Raw genomic sequence first — 12787 nt, 5'->3', positions numbered from 1 at the left:
CTGATGAGGATCCACCGCCGCTATTTCATTCTGTCACAGCAGGTATCCATGTTCGTTTCTCACAAGGGATGAAGAAACACGGGCTGTATGAGTCCTCAATGCGTATAAGTGGCGAGGTGGCGTGGAAGATGATGCGCCACCTTTATTGGGCACATGATGGTTATGGCTATTCCAGACGAGGCTCTCCAATTAACCGGAGTAACCTGCGCAATTGGGTTTTACTGCGACATCATCTGAACTCTGAAAATAATAATGCCGCCCTGCAGGCGGCATTATCGAGAATCGGATCCGGCGATCAGATCAGGAAATCGTTCAGATCCTTGCCCAGCGCAACTTGCTCGGCGATGGCCTTGGGCATACGACCCTGACCGGTCCAGGTCTTCTCCTGACCGTCTTCCTGGTACTTGTATTTCGCAGGACGGGGAGCACGCTTGCTCTTGGTGGTGCCCGCCGCAGCCGGAGCCGCCACGCTGCCGATCAGCTCACGGGGATCGATACCAGCCTGTTGCAGCATTTCGGTGAATTCATTCAGTTTGCGCTGACGCTCTTCCTGTTCGGCACGTTCCTGTTCAACAGACTCGGCACGCTCGTTATATACCAGGTCAAACTTTTCTTTCGCTTCTTGCAGTTGCTCAAACGGCAGTTCACGAATGGCAGCGCGCAAGCTGCGAATGTTCAGCAGAACCTTCAGAAACTCGTTCATTACTTCCTCACAGAATTATTTTTGTATGTCACAGGGATAACACGATTTGAGAATAGCATGCCCATTGGATAACAACATAATGTTTTTATACCATCCGGCAAAGCGCTGACACCATATGGACATTATTCACCGTGGTTAATTCCCTGCCTGATACTTATTGGGAATACTCTCACAGACTTTATTTCCTATTTTCCCCGGTTAATCTCAGGCTCACCTCATCCGTTGCACACGGTGTTATCTCTTACCCGCGTCGCTCTGCGCCAGGTCATTTAGCAGCAGTGCCGGCACTTATTGTACAAATAGTGCGCTCATGGCCATGACCTTCGCGGACAATAAACCAGGTCCCGTTTCAGGATGCCCCTTGCGCCTGATCCTGTATCCAGCGGATGAATGCCTGGATCTTGGGACACTGGCGATGAGGGAGGGTCGCCAGGTAATAACGCGGCTCGCAGCGCACCGCCATATCCGGGAAGGGCATCACCAGCGCTCCGCTCGCCAGCGCCTGGCTTGCCAGCTGCCTGCGCCCCATGGCGACACCGGCGTGGTGGGTGGCGGCAAGGATCGCCAGATCCGCTCGATCAAATCCCATGTGCGACGCGCAAGCCTCCAGGGAGAGATGCCAGTGGCTCCCCCAGGTGCGCCACTCGTCGCTGTCGGTGTCCAGGCCCCAGGCCTGCCTGTCATGGAGCAGGCGGCACTGCTGCAGATTCCCCACCTCCCCCATCAGACCGTGGTCGCTGGCGTATTGCGGGCTGCACACCGGCACCATGTATTCATCCATCAGGGGGTGGATGGCCAGGCCCGTCGGGGTTCTGGCATCGAAGTTGAGGGTCAGATCGATGCCGTAGCCGTGCAGGTTTATGTGCTCGTTGCCCGTCAGCAGGTTGAGCTCGATGTGAGGATGCAGACGGGAAAAATCGGCGAGCCTTGGCACCAGCCAGCACTGGGCGATGGAGGGGCGCGAGTGCAGCGTCAGGGAGCCCGACAGCGCCTGCTCCCTGATCTCCAGCACCTCCTGATTGATGAACTCCAGGGAGGAGGTGAGCGCCCAGAAGATGCGCTGCCCCTCCGTGGTCAAGGCTACCTTGCGGTGAAAGCGCTGGAACAGCAAAAACCCGAGTGCCTCTTCCAGGGCCGAGATGCGGTGGCTCACCGCGCTTGGGCTCAAGGAGAGCTCGTCGGCGGCGAGCGCAAAGGAGCCGTGGCGGGCCGCCGCCTCGAAGGTGTGGAGCCTGGCGAGCTGATGACTGCTGAGCAGCTTGCTCCTCACCCCCGGGTGCTCATCGCGTTGCATGGTTGGGCCTCCCTCTCTTTTATCTGGCGGATGATACCAGAAGGGCGAGGTTTGCATTCACCAGGAAGACTCAACTCACCCGTATTCGAAGAGACAGCAGGGTAGATGACCATTTGCATCAACTGGGCTCATCCAAGCGACGCGTTTTATCATTTGTCACGGCAACGCTGGTGCCATTCAATGGGATGATTCCGTCACCACCCCGAGAGGCTTTCATGACACACACCGACATTGCCGGGCTCATCACCCGCTTTCCCCTGCTCGAGCCGCTGATCGCCCTCACCCCTGTGACCTGGTTCAATCCGGGGGCCACCTCCCTCGCGGAAGGATTGCCCCATGTGGGGCTCACCCGGCACGATGTGGCCACCGCCTCCGCCCGGCTCGCCCGCTTCGCCCCCTACCTGTGCGAGGCCTTCCCCGAAACCCGCGCCAGCCACGGCATCATCGAGTCCGGGATCGCCGCCATCCCGACCCTGCAGGGGACCCTCAATAAGCGCTACGGCGTCAAACTCACCGGCAGGTTGCTGCTCAAACAAGACAGCCACCTGCCCATCTCCGGCTCCATCAAGGCGCGCGGCGGCATCCACGAGGTGCTGGCCCATGCCGAACACCTGGCCATCCAGGCTGGGCTGCTGCGCGAGACGGATGACTATCGCACGCTGTTCTCGGACGAGTTCCGCCACTTCTTCAGCCAGTACAGCATCGCGGTGGGGTCGACCGGCAACCTCGGCCTCTCCATCGGCATCATGAGCGCCCGCCTCGGCTTTCGCGTCACCGTCCACATGTCCGCCGATGCGCGGGAGTGGAAAAAGAAAAAGTTGCGCGAACATGGCGCCATCGTGGTGGAATACGCCGAGGATTACGGGGTGGCGGTGGAGCAGGGACGCAAGGAGGCCGAGCGCGACCCCAACTGTTTCTTCATCGACGACGAGCACTCCCGCACCCTGTTCCTCGGCTACGCGGTGGCCGGTGAGCGGGTGAAAAAGCAGTTCGACGAGATGGGCATCAGGGTGGACGCCGACCATCCGCTCTTCGTCTACCTGCCTTGCGGCGTCGGCGGTGGCCCCGGCGGAGTGGCCTTTGGTCTCAAGCTGGCGTTCGGGGACAACGTGCACTGCCTGTTCGCCGAACCTACCCACTCCCCCTGCATGCTGCTCGGGGTCCACACCGGGTTGCACGATGCCATTGCGGTGCAAGACCTTGGCATCGACAACCTCACCGCCGCCGACGGCCTCGCGGTGGGACGCGCCTCCGGTTTTGTCGGCCGCGCCATGGAACGCCTGCTTGCGGGCTTCTACACCCTGAGCGATCAGGAGATGTACGACCTGCTGGGGCTCCTGGCCCGGGATGAAGAGATCCGGCTCGAGCCCTCGGCACTGGCGGGCATGGCAGGCCCCTGGCGAGTGGCCGCCAACCTTGAGTGGCAGAGTGGGCAGGGACTGGATGCAGCCAAGATGGCCGGTGCCACCCACCTGGTGTGGGCCACCGGCGGCGGCATGGTGCCCGCCGAGGAGATGGAAAAATACCTGGCCTGCGCCCGGATCTGATCTTTTTTTCGCCCCCGTGACCCGCCGACCTGGCGGGTTTTTCTGCTGCGAGATCAGCAAGATGGCACCTCAGCCCTCGCCCCCATGACACAGACGGCCAGACTGCTGGACAGCCTGATTTGTCATCCAGCCCCACCGACTGGTTATTTTGTGATACGATAGAGACCGTTTTTTGACATCTGCGCCCCGTTGTCCCCTTTTTCCGGTGAGATAACCACCGGTTCCGGCGACCAACACCTGCCGGGCGCAGCACAACATGTGCCCAGTTCGAATCGCTCCTGCGCGACCTTGACGCTTGGAGCACTCCCCTCTGGGCACCTTAGATAAGGAGATCGGGCGATGAAACAATATCAAAGCTGGTTGGGACAATATCTGATGAGCCGCCGTGACGGAGACCACGCCATGGCATCCGAGCTCGCCAGCTCCATCTGCGAATTCTGGCAGGCCCGTGGAGATGAGGCCGAGACCAGCAAATGGCAGCAGATCTACGAGCAGCACGTGGAAAAAACCACCTGACGACCTGCTCTCCTCCATAAAAAAACCGGCGCTCATGGCGCCGGTTTTGCATTTCAACGACCCGGATCACATCTGGTCGATCATGTCCTGGGCGAACTGGGAGCAGGAACGCAGGGTGGCCCCTTCCATCAGACGCTCGAAGTCATAGGTGACGGTCTTGTTGGCGATGGCCGCTTCCATCCCCTTGACGATGAGGTCAGCCGCCTCGGTCCAGCCCAGGTGGCGCAGCATCATCTCGGCAGAGAGGATGAGGGAGCCCGGGTTGACCTTGTCCTGGCCAGCGTATTTCGGCGCGGTGCCGTGGGTGGCTTCGAACAGGGCAACGCCGTCGCCGATGTTGGCGCCCGGCGCGATGCCGATGCCGCCGACCTGGGCCGCCAGCGCGTCGGAGATGTAGTCGCCGTTCAGGTTCATACAGGCAATGACGTCATACTCGGCCGGACGCAGCAGGATCTGTTGCAGGAAGGCATCGGCGATGACGTCCTTGACCACGATGGTCTTGCCGGTTTTCGGGTTCTTGAAGGAGCACCAGGGGCCGCCGTCGATGAGCTGGGCATCGTACTCTTTCTGGGCCAGGGCATAACCCCAATCCTTGAAGGCACCTTCGGTGAACTTCATGATGTTGCCCTTGTGCACCAGGGTCACGGAGTCGCGATCGTTGTCGATGGCGTACTCGATGGCGGCACGGACCAGACGCTCGGTACCGGCCTTGGACATGGGCTTGATGCCGATGCCGCAGGACTCGGGGAAGCGAATTTTCTTCACGCCCATCTCGTTTTGCAGGAAAGCGATCACCTTCTTGGCTTCATCGCTGTCCGCCTTCCACTCGATGCCGGCGTAGATGTCTTCGGCGTTCTCGCGGAAGATCACCATGTCGGTCAGCTCGGGGTGCTTGACCGGGCTCGGGGTCCCTTCGTAGTAACGGACCGGGCGCAGGCAGACGTAGAGATCCAGCTCCTGGCGCAGGGCCACGTTGAGGGAGCGAATACCGCCGCCGACCGGGGTGGTCAGCGGGCCCTTGATGGCCACGCAGTATTCACGAATGAAATCCAGGGTTTCGGCCGGCAGCCAGGCACCTTCGCCATAGACATGAGTCGACTTCTCGCCGGTATAGATCTCCATCCAGGCGATCTTGCGCTCGCCTTTGTAGGCTTTCTCGACCGCAGCATTCACCACATTCAACATGGCCGGGGTCACGTCCACACCGATACCATCCCCTTCGATAAACGGAATGATGGGGTTGTGGGGAACCTGCAGCTTGCCGCTGGCATCGACTGTGATTTTCTGGCCCTGGGTCGGGATAACTACTTTGCTTTCCATCGGCATCTCCTAACTTCCGTTTGTTATCAATCTGATCGTTGCGCGCGGCCATCTTAAGCCCATCCATTTGCATAATCAAATAGCGGGCGTGCATGTCAGACCATAGTCGGGGAGTGGATCACAGTGCGCCTCAGGATCCCCTCCTCCCTCGCCGCCCTCTGGTCCTGACGAGGCGCAGGCCCCGTCCATCCGGGCCTCTTCCTCTAGTGATGACAGCGTCTTCCTGCCCTCGCCGCCCCGAAGGCGCCACTCCCCCAAATCCCGTTCGCCTTTACATCGTCGTAACCCCTTTGGCGAGGCAAGGCGCGCCGGGGGACAGGCTGCCGGATCCGGACTAGGCTCTTTGCCAGTGATCGGGGCGCCCGGGGCGTGGCCGGTCATGAAGAGAGCACGACAACAAGGAGAACACCATGTTTATCGTCACCAACCGGATGGTCAACGAGCAGGGCAAGACCCCCAGCGAGATCTTTGGCGAAAAACCCGCAGAGGGCCCCAACGAACTGCGCCTCGCCGAGGCCCGGCGTCAGGGCAAGCAGTGGCAGCTGGACCTGCTGCCGGATCAGATCACCGCCGAGATGGCCGCCAGCGTCGGCCTTGACCCCGACCTCCCCCACCCGGCCAGCGCCTATGTGGCGCGCAAGCTGCTGGAGCGCTGCGCCGGGACCGGCAGCACGGCCAAGCAGAAGCTCAAGACCGGCAAACACCTGCTGCTGTTCGTACACGGCTTCAACAACGATCTTGACGATGTGCTGGAGCGAGCCGCGGGGCTCGAGGCCCGTTACGGCGTCGAGGTGCTCTGCTTCAGCTGGCCCGCCAATGGCGGCGGCGCCCGGGGCGTGCTGAGCTACAAGAGCGACAAGCGCGATGCCCTGGCCTCGGCCGGGGCCCTTGACCGGGTGCTGGAGAAGATGAAGGGGCTGCTCGACGAGTTCAACGGCCAGTATGTGACGCAACTGGAAGAGAAGGCCCAGAAGAAGTTCGCCGACAACGGCGAGGCCTGGGATCGCTACTTCGCCAAGGAGGTGAACAAGCGCTGCCCCTTCACCATCAACCTGCTGCTGCACAGCATGGGCAACTACCTGTTCAAGCACCTGCTGGGCAGCACCACCTACCACGCCAACCAGCTGCTGTTCGACAACATCATCATGGCCGCGGCCGACACCAACAACGAGCTTCACGCCCAGTGGGTCGATCGCATCCAGTGTCGCAACCGCCTCTACATCACCATCAATGAGCGCGATGGTGCCCTGATGGCATCGCGCATGAAGATGGGGGAGCAGCAAAAGGCGAGGCTCGGCCACTACACCCGGCGGCTGGACGCCAGAACGGCCACCTACGTGGACGTGACCAATCAGCCCCATGTGGGGGACTCTCACGCCTACTTCGAAGGGGATGCCCTCGCCAACGAGAAGGTGCTGCGCTTCTTCCACACCGTCTTCAACGGCGGCATCGGCGAGCGCGCGGAGCTGTTCGATGCGGCCCAGAACCTCTATCGCCTCTAGCCACTGCGCAAAAAAACCACCGCCCCGAACAGGGCGGTGGTTTTTCATTATGCGCTCACTTGGTGGCCACAAGGCCGCCAGGGGCTAGTGTTCTGCCGCTTCCGGCTGGGGCGCTTCGCTGCGCTCCCGTTGCAGTTCATCGACCCTGGCCTGCCATCTGTCCTGGGCCTGTTTTTGCCCCTGGGACTCGAATTCCTGGCGCATGGTGTCGATTCTTTGGTCAAGTTTTTCCATCAGGATGTCTCCTTACATCTCGGGTTACACACTGGCTGACGGCACTGTTTGGCCAACCTGCTCACCCGATTGGACACCAGGCTTTCCCCAATTGTCCAACAAAATAAACGATTGATTATGCAAAAACCAATCTAGAAAATGGGTTAAAGCTCCTTATGAAACCCCATCAACCACCCTGAAAACGCCTGATAAAAACACCCATTTTGCCATTGATATCAATATCTTGACATTTATCACTCGCTCAATGACGCTTTTGAGATCGGCATGACGAGTGTATGCACATTTTTTTTCACAAAAACTCCCCGATCTCCAGGTTTTGCGACCGGAAAGTCCCCCTTGTCCATCCAAAAATGCGATGGGTTATGACACAACCCATCTCTTTAATGGATAGATAATCCCCAACCCCGGCCCTGCGGCTTGCCAACCCGACCACCAGCAGGTTCGCTTGTTACCCATCCGGGCATATCCCACCCCACTCCCGCCCCGATAAAGTGAAGCCGCACCACGCCTGCTGAGCGGGTTGTTGCCGCCCTCATCCCCTCTCGTCGGAGTCATGACATGGATCTCTTCTGGTGGTTTGCCCTGCCCGTCGCCGCAGGCACCTTCTATGGGTGCTATTTCAGGAACCAGCGCCATGCCCAGCCCGACTGGCTGCGCCTGCCCACCCGCGCCGACTACCTGCACCAGCATCCCGAATGCGCCATCGACGATGAACTGGGGGCGCGCTGCTGCGCCTGCGGCTCCGACAAGGTGCTGGGCCACCCCCAGACCGGCTGGCCTGATCATCGCTTTCGCCACACCTGCCTCGCCTGCGGCAAGGCGCTCTATCGCACCGAAGAACCCCCGATATAAGCATCCACATTCGCCCTTTTTGTATGGCGATGCATGGCGATGGCAGATGCTGACACCCGCGAAGCAGCAAAGAGCACGCGCTCGGGACAGGGGGATGGCGCAGGCGTCCTGACAGAGAGAGCGCCGACCAGGTCATAATGGGTTGTCGTTTGTGACCCTCTTTCGTACTATTGCCCGCCACTGCGAACCCCCTTTTCCGGCCCGGGCGTCACGCACGGCGCGGGCCCACAAACGGATAGCGATCCCATGACATCTCTGACCCACTACTCGGTGCTGGCGATGACGCTGGTTGCACTGCCCGCCCTCGCCTCCGGTGACGGTGACGGGTGCGGCTTCTGGCTCACCGACTGCCCTCTCCCCACCTATCCGCTCTATCTCAACGAGAACGACACCCGGGGCAACCTGCTGATGCTGCTGGGGGATGCCCAGCATCACCCCCTGCCCTTCACCCTGCCGGCAGATCCGCTGAACGAGCGCAGCCAGCCGCTGTTCTACCTCACCCGCCTCCCCCAGCCGGAGGAGGTGGAGGACCCGGCGCTGCGCGAGCAGCTCGGCAGCCGGCTGGCCGCCTACGACCCGTCCCTCCCCCCGCTGCTCGAGCACTACGCGGGCCACGACTCCCTCTACGGCCACGCCATCTCCAACTCCCTCTCCTCGGTCAGCGCGTTTCTGGACGCCCTCGAGCAGAGCGAGGTGCCCGACCCGGAGCGCGCGTCGCTGCTGCGAAGCCGTCTGCTGATCCTGGGGCAGCAGGAGAGCCCGGCCCCCGCTACCGAAATGAGCGGTGCTGCCCTGGAGTGGCAGGGGTATCTGCAGGCCGCCCGGCACTTCTACGAGAGCCGCTTCGAGGAGGCCCGCGCAGGCTTTGCCGCCTTGCAGCAGGCCAAGGCCCCCTGGGTGGCCGAGAGCGCGACCTACATGGTGATGCGCACGGAGATCAACCTCGCGATGAAGGAGGCGAAGGACGAATACGGCGATCAGGACGTGACCAGGAGCGACAAGGAGGCCCTTCGCCGCGCCATGGCCCAGGGTCAGGCCTATCTGGCGGCCTACCCGCAAGGGCGCTACGCCAGCTCGACCAGAGGACTGTTCAGACGCATCCAGTGGATGGCCGGTGATCTCGGCGCCCTGCGGGATGCCTATGACGAGGCCATGGCAACCCGCCAGCCCTTGCCGGCGCTGGAGGCCCTGGTCAACGAGATCGATCTCACCCTGCTCAGTGGCGATGCCTATCGCCATCAGGCGGCCTATCAGGACTCGGCCCAGCCGGCGCTGCTGTTCGTCAATGCCCTGCGGGGTCTCAGACCGACCTATGAGCGGCCGCGGGACTGGCAAGATGCCCAGCTGGACGACGCCATCGCGCACCTGCAAAAAACCGGTCACCAGGCGCAGGCGGCCTATCTCAAGGCCTATGCCCTCTTTTTGGACAAGCAGTTCGAGCAGGTGCTGGCCCTACCCTCCCCCGGGCAGGAGGACGCCACCCTGGCATTCAGCCACCAGATGCTGCGCATCTGGGCCTGGCAGGGCATGAAGGCCTTCGACAAGGCCGAGCAGGCCCTGATGGCACTGGTGGCCTCCCCCCTGGGTCAGGCCCAGCAGGCGTTCGTGGAGAACGTGCTGGCGGATCACTGGGTGCGCACCGGCAACACGGCGGCCATCTTCCAGCCGGGCAGCCCCATCACCCAGCTGCGCATCCGCGCGGCCGTGCTCAAGCAGGAGGCCGACCCCGCCCTGCTGCGCCAGCAAGCCAGTCAGGGCCCGAGCGCGGCGGAGCGGCAGATTGCGCTCCATACCCTGCTGGTGCGGGATCTCATCGCCAGCGACCCGGCCACCTTCTTGCAGGATGTGGCCCTCATCCCCGCCGATTACAAGGAGGCGACCCCTCCCGCCGACGCGCCCTGGGAACCCGTGCCCAACGGGGATGTGCGCCTCTCGGCGTTCCAGTGGCGCGGAGAGGGGACGCCCCAGGGCTACCACTGCCGGGATCTGACCCAGACCCTTGGCACCCTGGTGCAGCGCCCCGACGATGGTCATGCCCTCAACTGCTTCGGGGAGTATCTGCGCAGCCGGGATCCCCATATCGACCTGTGGCAGGATCGCGAGATGATCTGGGGGCTGGCGCAAGACGAGCGCCCCACGTTCCCGAGTCGCCTCGCCCTCTATCAGGCCGTGATGGCCAACCCCAAGGCAGAGCCCGAAGACAAGAGCTATGCCCTCTATCGCGCCATCCAGTGCTATGCCCCCTCCGGCTACAACAGCTGTGACAGCCAGGAGATCCCCAAACGCACCCGGCAGGCCTGGTTCAACACCCTCAAGCAGCGCTATGACAACTCGGTGTGGGCCAGATCCCTCAAATACTACTGGTGAGCCATGAGCAGACCCCCTGAACGCGCCCTGCTGGCGCTGCTGCTGACGGCCCTGGTCACCCCCCTTGAGGCCAGTGTCGATGCCAGCGCCTATGACGCCTTCTGGCTCTGGTCCGCCACCCGCCACCAGCCGGTACTGGAACAGGCCAGCACCCTCTATCTGCATCAGGGGGAGATCCTGGACAGGCCCGGCGGCCCCCGTTTCGTCAAGCTGGGGCGGGTTCCCTCCCCCCTCAAGGCCGGGCAGGTCTGGCTGGTGGTGCGTGTCAACGCCCTCCCCCTCTCCCCCGCCCACGAGCAGGTGCTGGTGCGCCTCTACGAGGGGTGGCGCGCGGCCGGGGCCAGGGTGGCGGGCATCCAGATCGACTTCGATGCGGCGACCCGCCAGCTCGATCGCTATGGCAACGCCCTGCAACAACTGCGGCGCGCCCTGCCTCCCGGGTGCAAGCTCAGCGTGACGGGGCTGCTCGACTGGGCGAAAACGGGGGACGTGGCAGAGCTCAATCGCCTGCCCGTGGACGAGCTGGTGATCCAGACCTATCAGGGCACGCGCACGGTGCCGGGCTATCAGGCCTATCTACCCGCCATGGCGCACCTGACCATCCCGTTCAAGGTAGGGCTGGTGCAGGATGGGGAGTGGGATCCCGCCTGGCAGACAACACTGGCCGCCTCCCCCCACTACCGGGGCGAGGTGGTCTTCCTGCTCAACCGCCCGGCGCCGATCCCGGGGGCCAGCGCCCCTGTTCCCCGGCATGACGCCCCCTGAGACGCGGGTGAACCCTATCGGGACACAGGGGCAAGGGCGTGCCCACGGCAAGCAGCAGTGGCAGACCCAGCTGATGGCATCCACACCGGGCGAGATGCCGTACGAGAGGAACGCCGCCCAAGCCACCACATCGGTCAAGCCCGCCATCGTTTCGCGCGGTGCGCGCCGTCACAAACAGGGAGAGAAACAAAGATGACGTTTGTCGAGATGGACCCCGCTCACCTGCCGCTTGCCCTGCTGCTGGAGGCCGATCCCGCCGCGTCGCGCATCGCCGCCTACCTGCCCGGGACCTGGGGCTTTGCCGCCCTGGCGGACAACGAGGTCGTGGGGGCATGCGTGGCGGGCCTGGTGGGGGAGCAAACCGCCGAGATATTCAACATCGCCGTTGCCCCCAACCGCCAGCAGCAGGGCATCGGCTCCGGCCTGCTGCGCTTCGTGCTGGAGAACCTGACCGGGAAGGGGATAGGCCGCGTCGAGCTCGGTACCGGCAGCTTCGGCCACCAGCTCGCCTATTACCAGCGCCACGGCTTTCGCGTCCATGCCGTCGTGAAGGATCACTTCCTCATCCACTATCCCGAGCCCCTGATGGAGCACGGCATCCAGCACAAGGACATGCTGCGCCTCTCCCTCGCACTGGCGCCGGACATCGCCACCCCCTGACCCGAGAGGGTGAGCCCCGCTCTCCCCCTGATGGCCGCCCCCTGTGGTACACTCCGCCATCCCCTGTTTTTGGTAGGCATGCGATGAAATCAGCCCGTCCCCGTCTCTCCCTCTCCGCCCGCCCTGACGCAGGCCGCACGGCCAGCGGGCCTACCACGGTGCGCCCATCCCAACGCCGGGAGGCCCGGCACACAGGGAGCGTCAACGAGCGCAAACCGGCCCCCGCCCCGGTGGATCGCAAGCTGCTGCTCCTGAACAAGCCCTACATGGTGCTCTGCCAGTTCACCGACGAAGGGGGCCGCGAGACCCTCAAGGATTACATCACCGAGCCCGGCATCTATGCCGCGGGCAGGCTGGATCGAGACAGCGAAGGGCTCTTGCTGCTCACCAACGACGGCAAGTTGCAGGCACGCCTCACCCAGCCGGGAGAGAAGACCCCCAAGACCTACTGGGTGCAAGTGGAAGGCATCCCGAGCGAGGAGAAACTGGCCGCCCTTCGCGCCGGTGTGGAACTCAACGACGGCATGACCCTGCCCGCCGGGGCGCGCATCATGGATGACCCTGCGGTGTGGCCACGCAACCCGCCCATACGCGAGCGCAAGGAGATCCCCACCTGCTGGCTCGAGATAACAATCGTGGAGGGGCGCAACCGCCAGGTGCGGCGGATGACCGCCCACATCGGCCACCCCACCTTGCGCCTCATCCGCTACGCCATCGGGGAGTGGACCCTCGATGGGCTCGCGCCGGGAGAGAGCCGCGCCCTGCCCGCCCCCGAGCTGGCAACCGCGCCACGACCAGCCGCCACGCAAGGCAAAGCACGGGCATCCGCCGCAGCCGGGAGCACTGGCCGCAGCGCCCCCCGCACCGCTCGGCCAACAGATCAGGATCCACCTCAGGGGCGGGACCGCCGCGGGGCAGACCCGCGCCCCGGCAATCGCAGCGGCGGGCGCACCACCGCCCGCCGTCCGGCTCGCACCAAGCCCTCTGAATGAAGGCGACAACGGATCTGCATCGAGCGCCCCTGCCG

The 12787-nt window shown here is 63.2% G+C and carries 12 protein-coding genes; 8 read left to right on the top strand and 4 right to left on the bottom strand.

From position 1 onward, the window contains the following. Positions 1 to 295 precede the first annotated feature (295 nt). Both I6L48_RS10390 and dsdC read right to left on the bottom strand, forming a co-directional pair. Positions 296 to 703, bottom strand: coding sequence for an H-NS family nucleoid-associated regulatory protein (locus I6L48_RS10390; RefSeq protein ID WP_010673634.1), 408 nt, complete (start codon positions 701 to 703; stop codon positions 296 to 298). 349 nt (positions 704 to 1052) lie between these two features. Continuing rightward, complete coding sequence (gene dsdC / locus I6L48_RS10385; protein ID WP_216988036.1) at positions 1053 to 1997, bottom strand: DNA-binding transcriptional regulator DsdC; 945 nt, start codon at positions 1995 to 1997, stop codon at positions 1053 to 1055. 215 nt (positions 1998 to 2212) lie between these two features. On the opposite strand from dsdC, the gene dsdA reads away from it, so the two are divergent. Together dsdA and I6L48_RS10375 are read left to right on the top strand one after the other, a co-directional pair. After that, a complete protein-coding gene (dsdA, locus tag I6L48_RS10380) occupies positions 2213 to 3544 on the top strand; it encodes a D-serine ammonia-lyase (protein WP_216988035.1) in 1332 nt (443 codons plus the stop codon). A gap of 339 nt (positions 3545 to 3883) precedes the next feature. Beyond that, positions 3884 to 4060, top strand: a complete 177-nt coding sequence (locus I6L48_RS10375) for a hypothetical protein (RefSeq protein WP_010673631.1) — start codon at positions 3884 to 3886, stop codon at positions 4058 to 4060. A 66-nt stretch (positions 4061 to 4126) separates the two neighbouring features. On the opposite strand, the gene icd is transcribed toward I6L48_RS10375, so the two are convergent. Next, the gene (icd, locus tag I6L48_RS10370; protein WP_010673630.1) at positions 4127 to 5380 is read right to left on the bottom strand and encodes an NADP-dependent isocitrate dehydrogenase; all 1254 of its coding nucleotides are present in this window, start codon (positions 5378 to 5380) and stop codon (positions 4127 to 4129) included. A gap of 410 nt (positions 5381 to 5790) precedes the next feature. Here icd and I6L48_RS10365 point away from each other — a divergent pair, with 410 nt between their 5' ends. After that, positions 5791 to 6882: an alpha/beta hydrolase gene (locus tag I6L48_RS10365; RefSeq protein ID WP_216988034.1), complete on the top strand. Its 1092-nt coding sequence runs from the start codon at positions 5791 to 5793 to the stop codon at positions 6880 to 6882. Positions 6883 to 6966: 84 nt separating this feature from the next. Here I6L48_RS10365 and I6L48_RS10360 read toward each other — a convergent pair whose 3' ends face one another. Further along, the gene (locus I6L48_RS10360) at positions 6967 to 7116 is read right to left on the bottom strand and encodes a hypothetical protein (RefSeq protein ID WP_216988033.1); all 150 of its coding nucleotides are present in this window, start codon (positions 7114 to 7116) and stop codon (positions 6967 to 6969) included. 558 nt (positions 7117 to 7674) lie between these two features. Here I6L48_RS10360 and I6L48_RS10355 point away from each other — a divergent pair. The 5 genes from I6L48_RS10355 (at position 7675) to I6L48_RS10335 (ending at position 12752) form a co-directional block, all read left to right on the top strand. Then, positions 7675 to 7968: a hypothetical protein gene (locus I6L48_RS10355; RefSeq protein WP_216988032.1), complete on the top strand. Its 294-nt coding sequence runs from the start codon at positions 7675 to 7677 to the stop codon at positions 7966 to 7968. A gap of 246 nt (positions 7969 to 8214) precedes the next feature. Further along, positions 8215 to 10335 (top strand): hypothetical protein, encoded by a 2121-nt coding sequence (locus tag I6L48_RS10350; protein ID WP_216988031.1) that lies wholly within the window; start codon positions 8215 to 8217, stop codon positions 10333 to 10335. A gap of 3 nt (positions 10336 to 10338) precedes the next feature. Beyond that, positions 10339 to 11100 carry a DUF3142 domain-containing protein gene (locus I6L48_RS10345; RefSeq protein ID WP_216988030.1) on the top strand — a complete coding sequence of 254 codons (762 nt, stop codon included), beginning with the start codon at positions 10339 to 10341 and terminating at the stop codon, positions 11098 to 11100. A 192-nt stretch (positions 11101 to 11292) separates the two neighbouring features. Further along, entirely contained in the window at positions 11293 to 11760 is a 468-nt protein-coding gene (locus I6L48_RS10340) for a GNAT family N-acetyltransferase (protein WP_216988029.1), read from the top strand. Between the two features lie 83 nt (positions 11761 to 11843). Further along, a complete protein-coding gene (locus tag I6L48_RS10335) occupies positions 11844 to 12752 on the top strand; it encodes a pseudouridine synthase (RefSeq protein WP_216988028.1) in 909 nt (302 codons plus the stop codon). The last annotated feature ends 35 nt before the right edge of the window (positions 12753 to 12787 follow it).

The sequence above is a fragment of the Aeromonas sp. FDAARGOS 1418 genome, from assembly GCF_019048585.1.
GTDB lineage: Bacteria > Pseudomonadota > Gammaproteobacteria > Enterobacterales > Aeromonadaceae > Aeromonas > Aeromonas caviae.
The sequence above is the reverse complement of the archived record's forward strand: the minus strand, read 5'-3'. Positions and strand labels throughout refer to the sequence as shown.

Bases quoted from the DNA above. Each gene is read 5' to 3' on its own strand.
- I6L48_RS10350 (WP_216988031.1), top strand. From the start codon at position 8,215: ATGACATCTCTGACCCACTACTCGGTGCTGGCGATGACGCTGGTTGCA.
- I6L48_RS10355 (WP_216988032.1), top strand. From the start codon at position 7,675: ATGGATCTCTTCTGGTGGTTTGCCCTGCCCGTCGCCGCAGGCACCTTC.
- dsdC (WP_216988036.1), bottom strand. From the start codon at position 1,997: ATGCAACGCGATGAGCACCCGGGGGTGAGGAGCAAGCTGCTCAGCAGT.
- dsdA (WP_216988035.1), top strand. From the start codon at position 2,213: ATGACACACACCGACATTGCCGGGCTCATCACCCGCTTTCCCCTGCTC.
- I6L48_RS10365 (WP_216988034.1), top strand. From the start codon at position 5,791: ATGTTTATCGTCACCAACCGGATGGTCAACGAGCAGGGCAAGACCCCC.
- I6L48_RS10345 (WP_216988030.1), top strand. From the start codon at position 10,339: ATGAGCAGACCCCCTGAACGCGCCCTGCTGGCGCTGCTGCTGACGGCC.
- I6L48_RS10390 (WP_010673634.1), bottom strand. From the start codon at position 703: ATGAACGAGTTTCTGAAGGTTCTGCTGAACATTCGCAGCTTGCGCGCT.
- I6L48_RS10375 (WP_010673631.1), top strand. From the start codon at position 3,884: ATGAAACAATATCAAAGCTGGTTGGGACAATATCTGATGAGCCGCCGT.
- icd (WP_010673630.1), bottom strand. From the start codon at position 5,380: ATGGAAAGCAAAGTAGTTATCCCGACCCAGGGCCAGAAAATCACAGTC.
- I6L48_RS10335 (WP_216988028.1), top strand. From the start codon at position 11,844: ATGAAATCAGCCCGTCCCCGTCTCTCCCTCTCCGCCCGCCCTGACGCA.
- I6L48_RS10340 (WP_216988029.1), top strand. From the start codon at position 11,293: ATGACGTTTGTCGAGATGGACCCCGCTCACCTGCCGCTTGCCCTGCTG.
- I6L48_RS10360 (WP_216988033.1), bottom strand. From the start codon at position 7,116: ATGGAAAAACTTGACCAAAGAATCGACACCATGCGCCAGGAATTCGAG.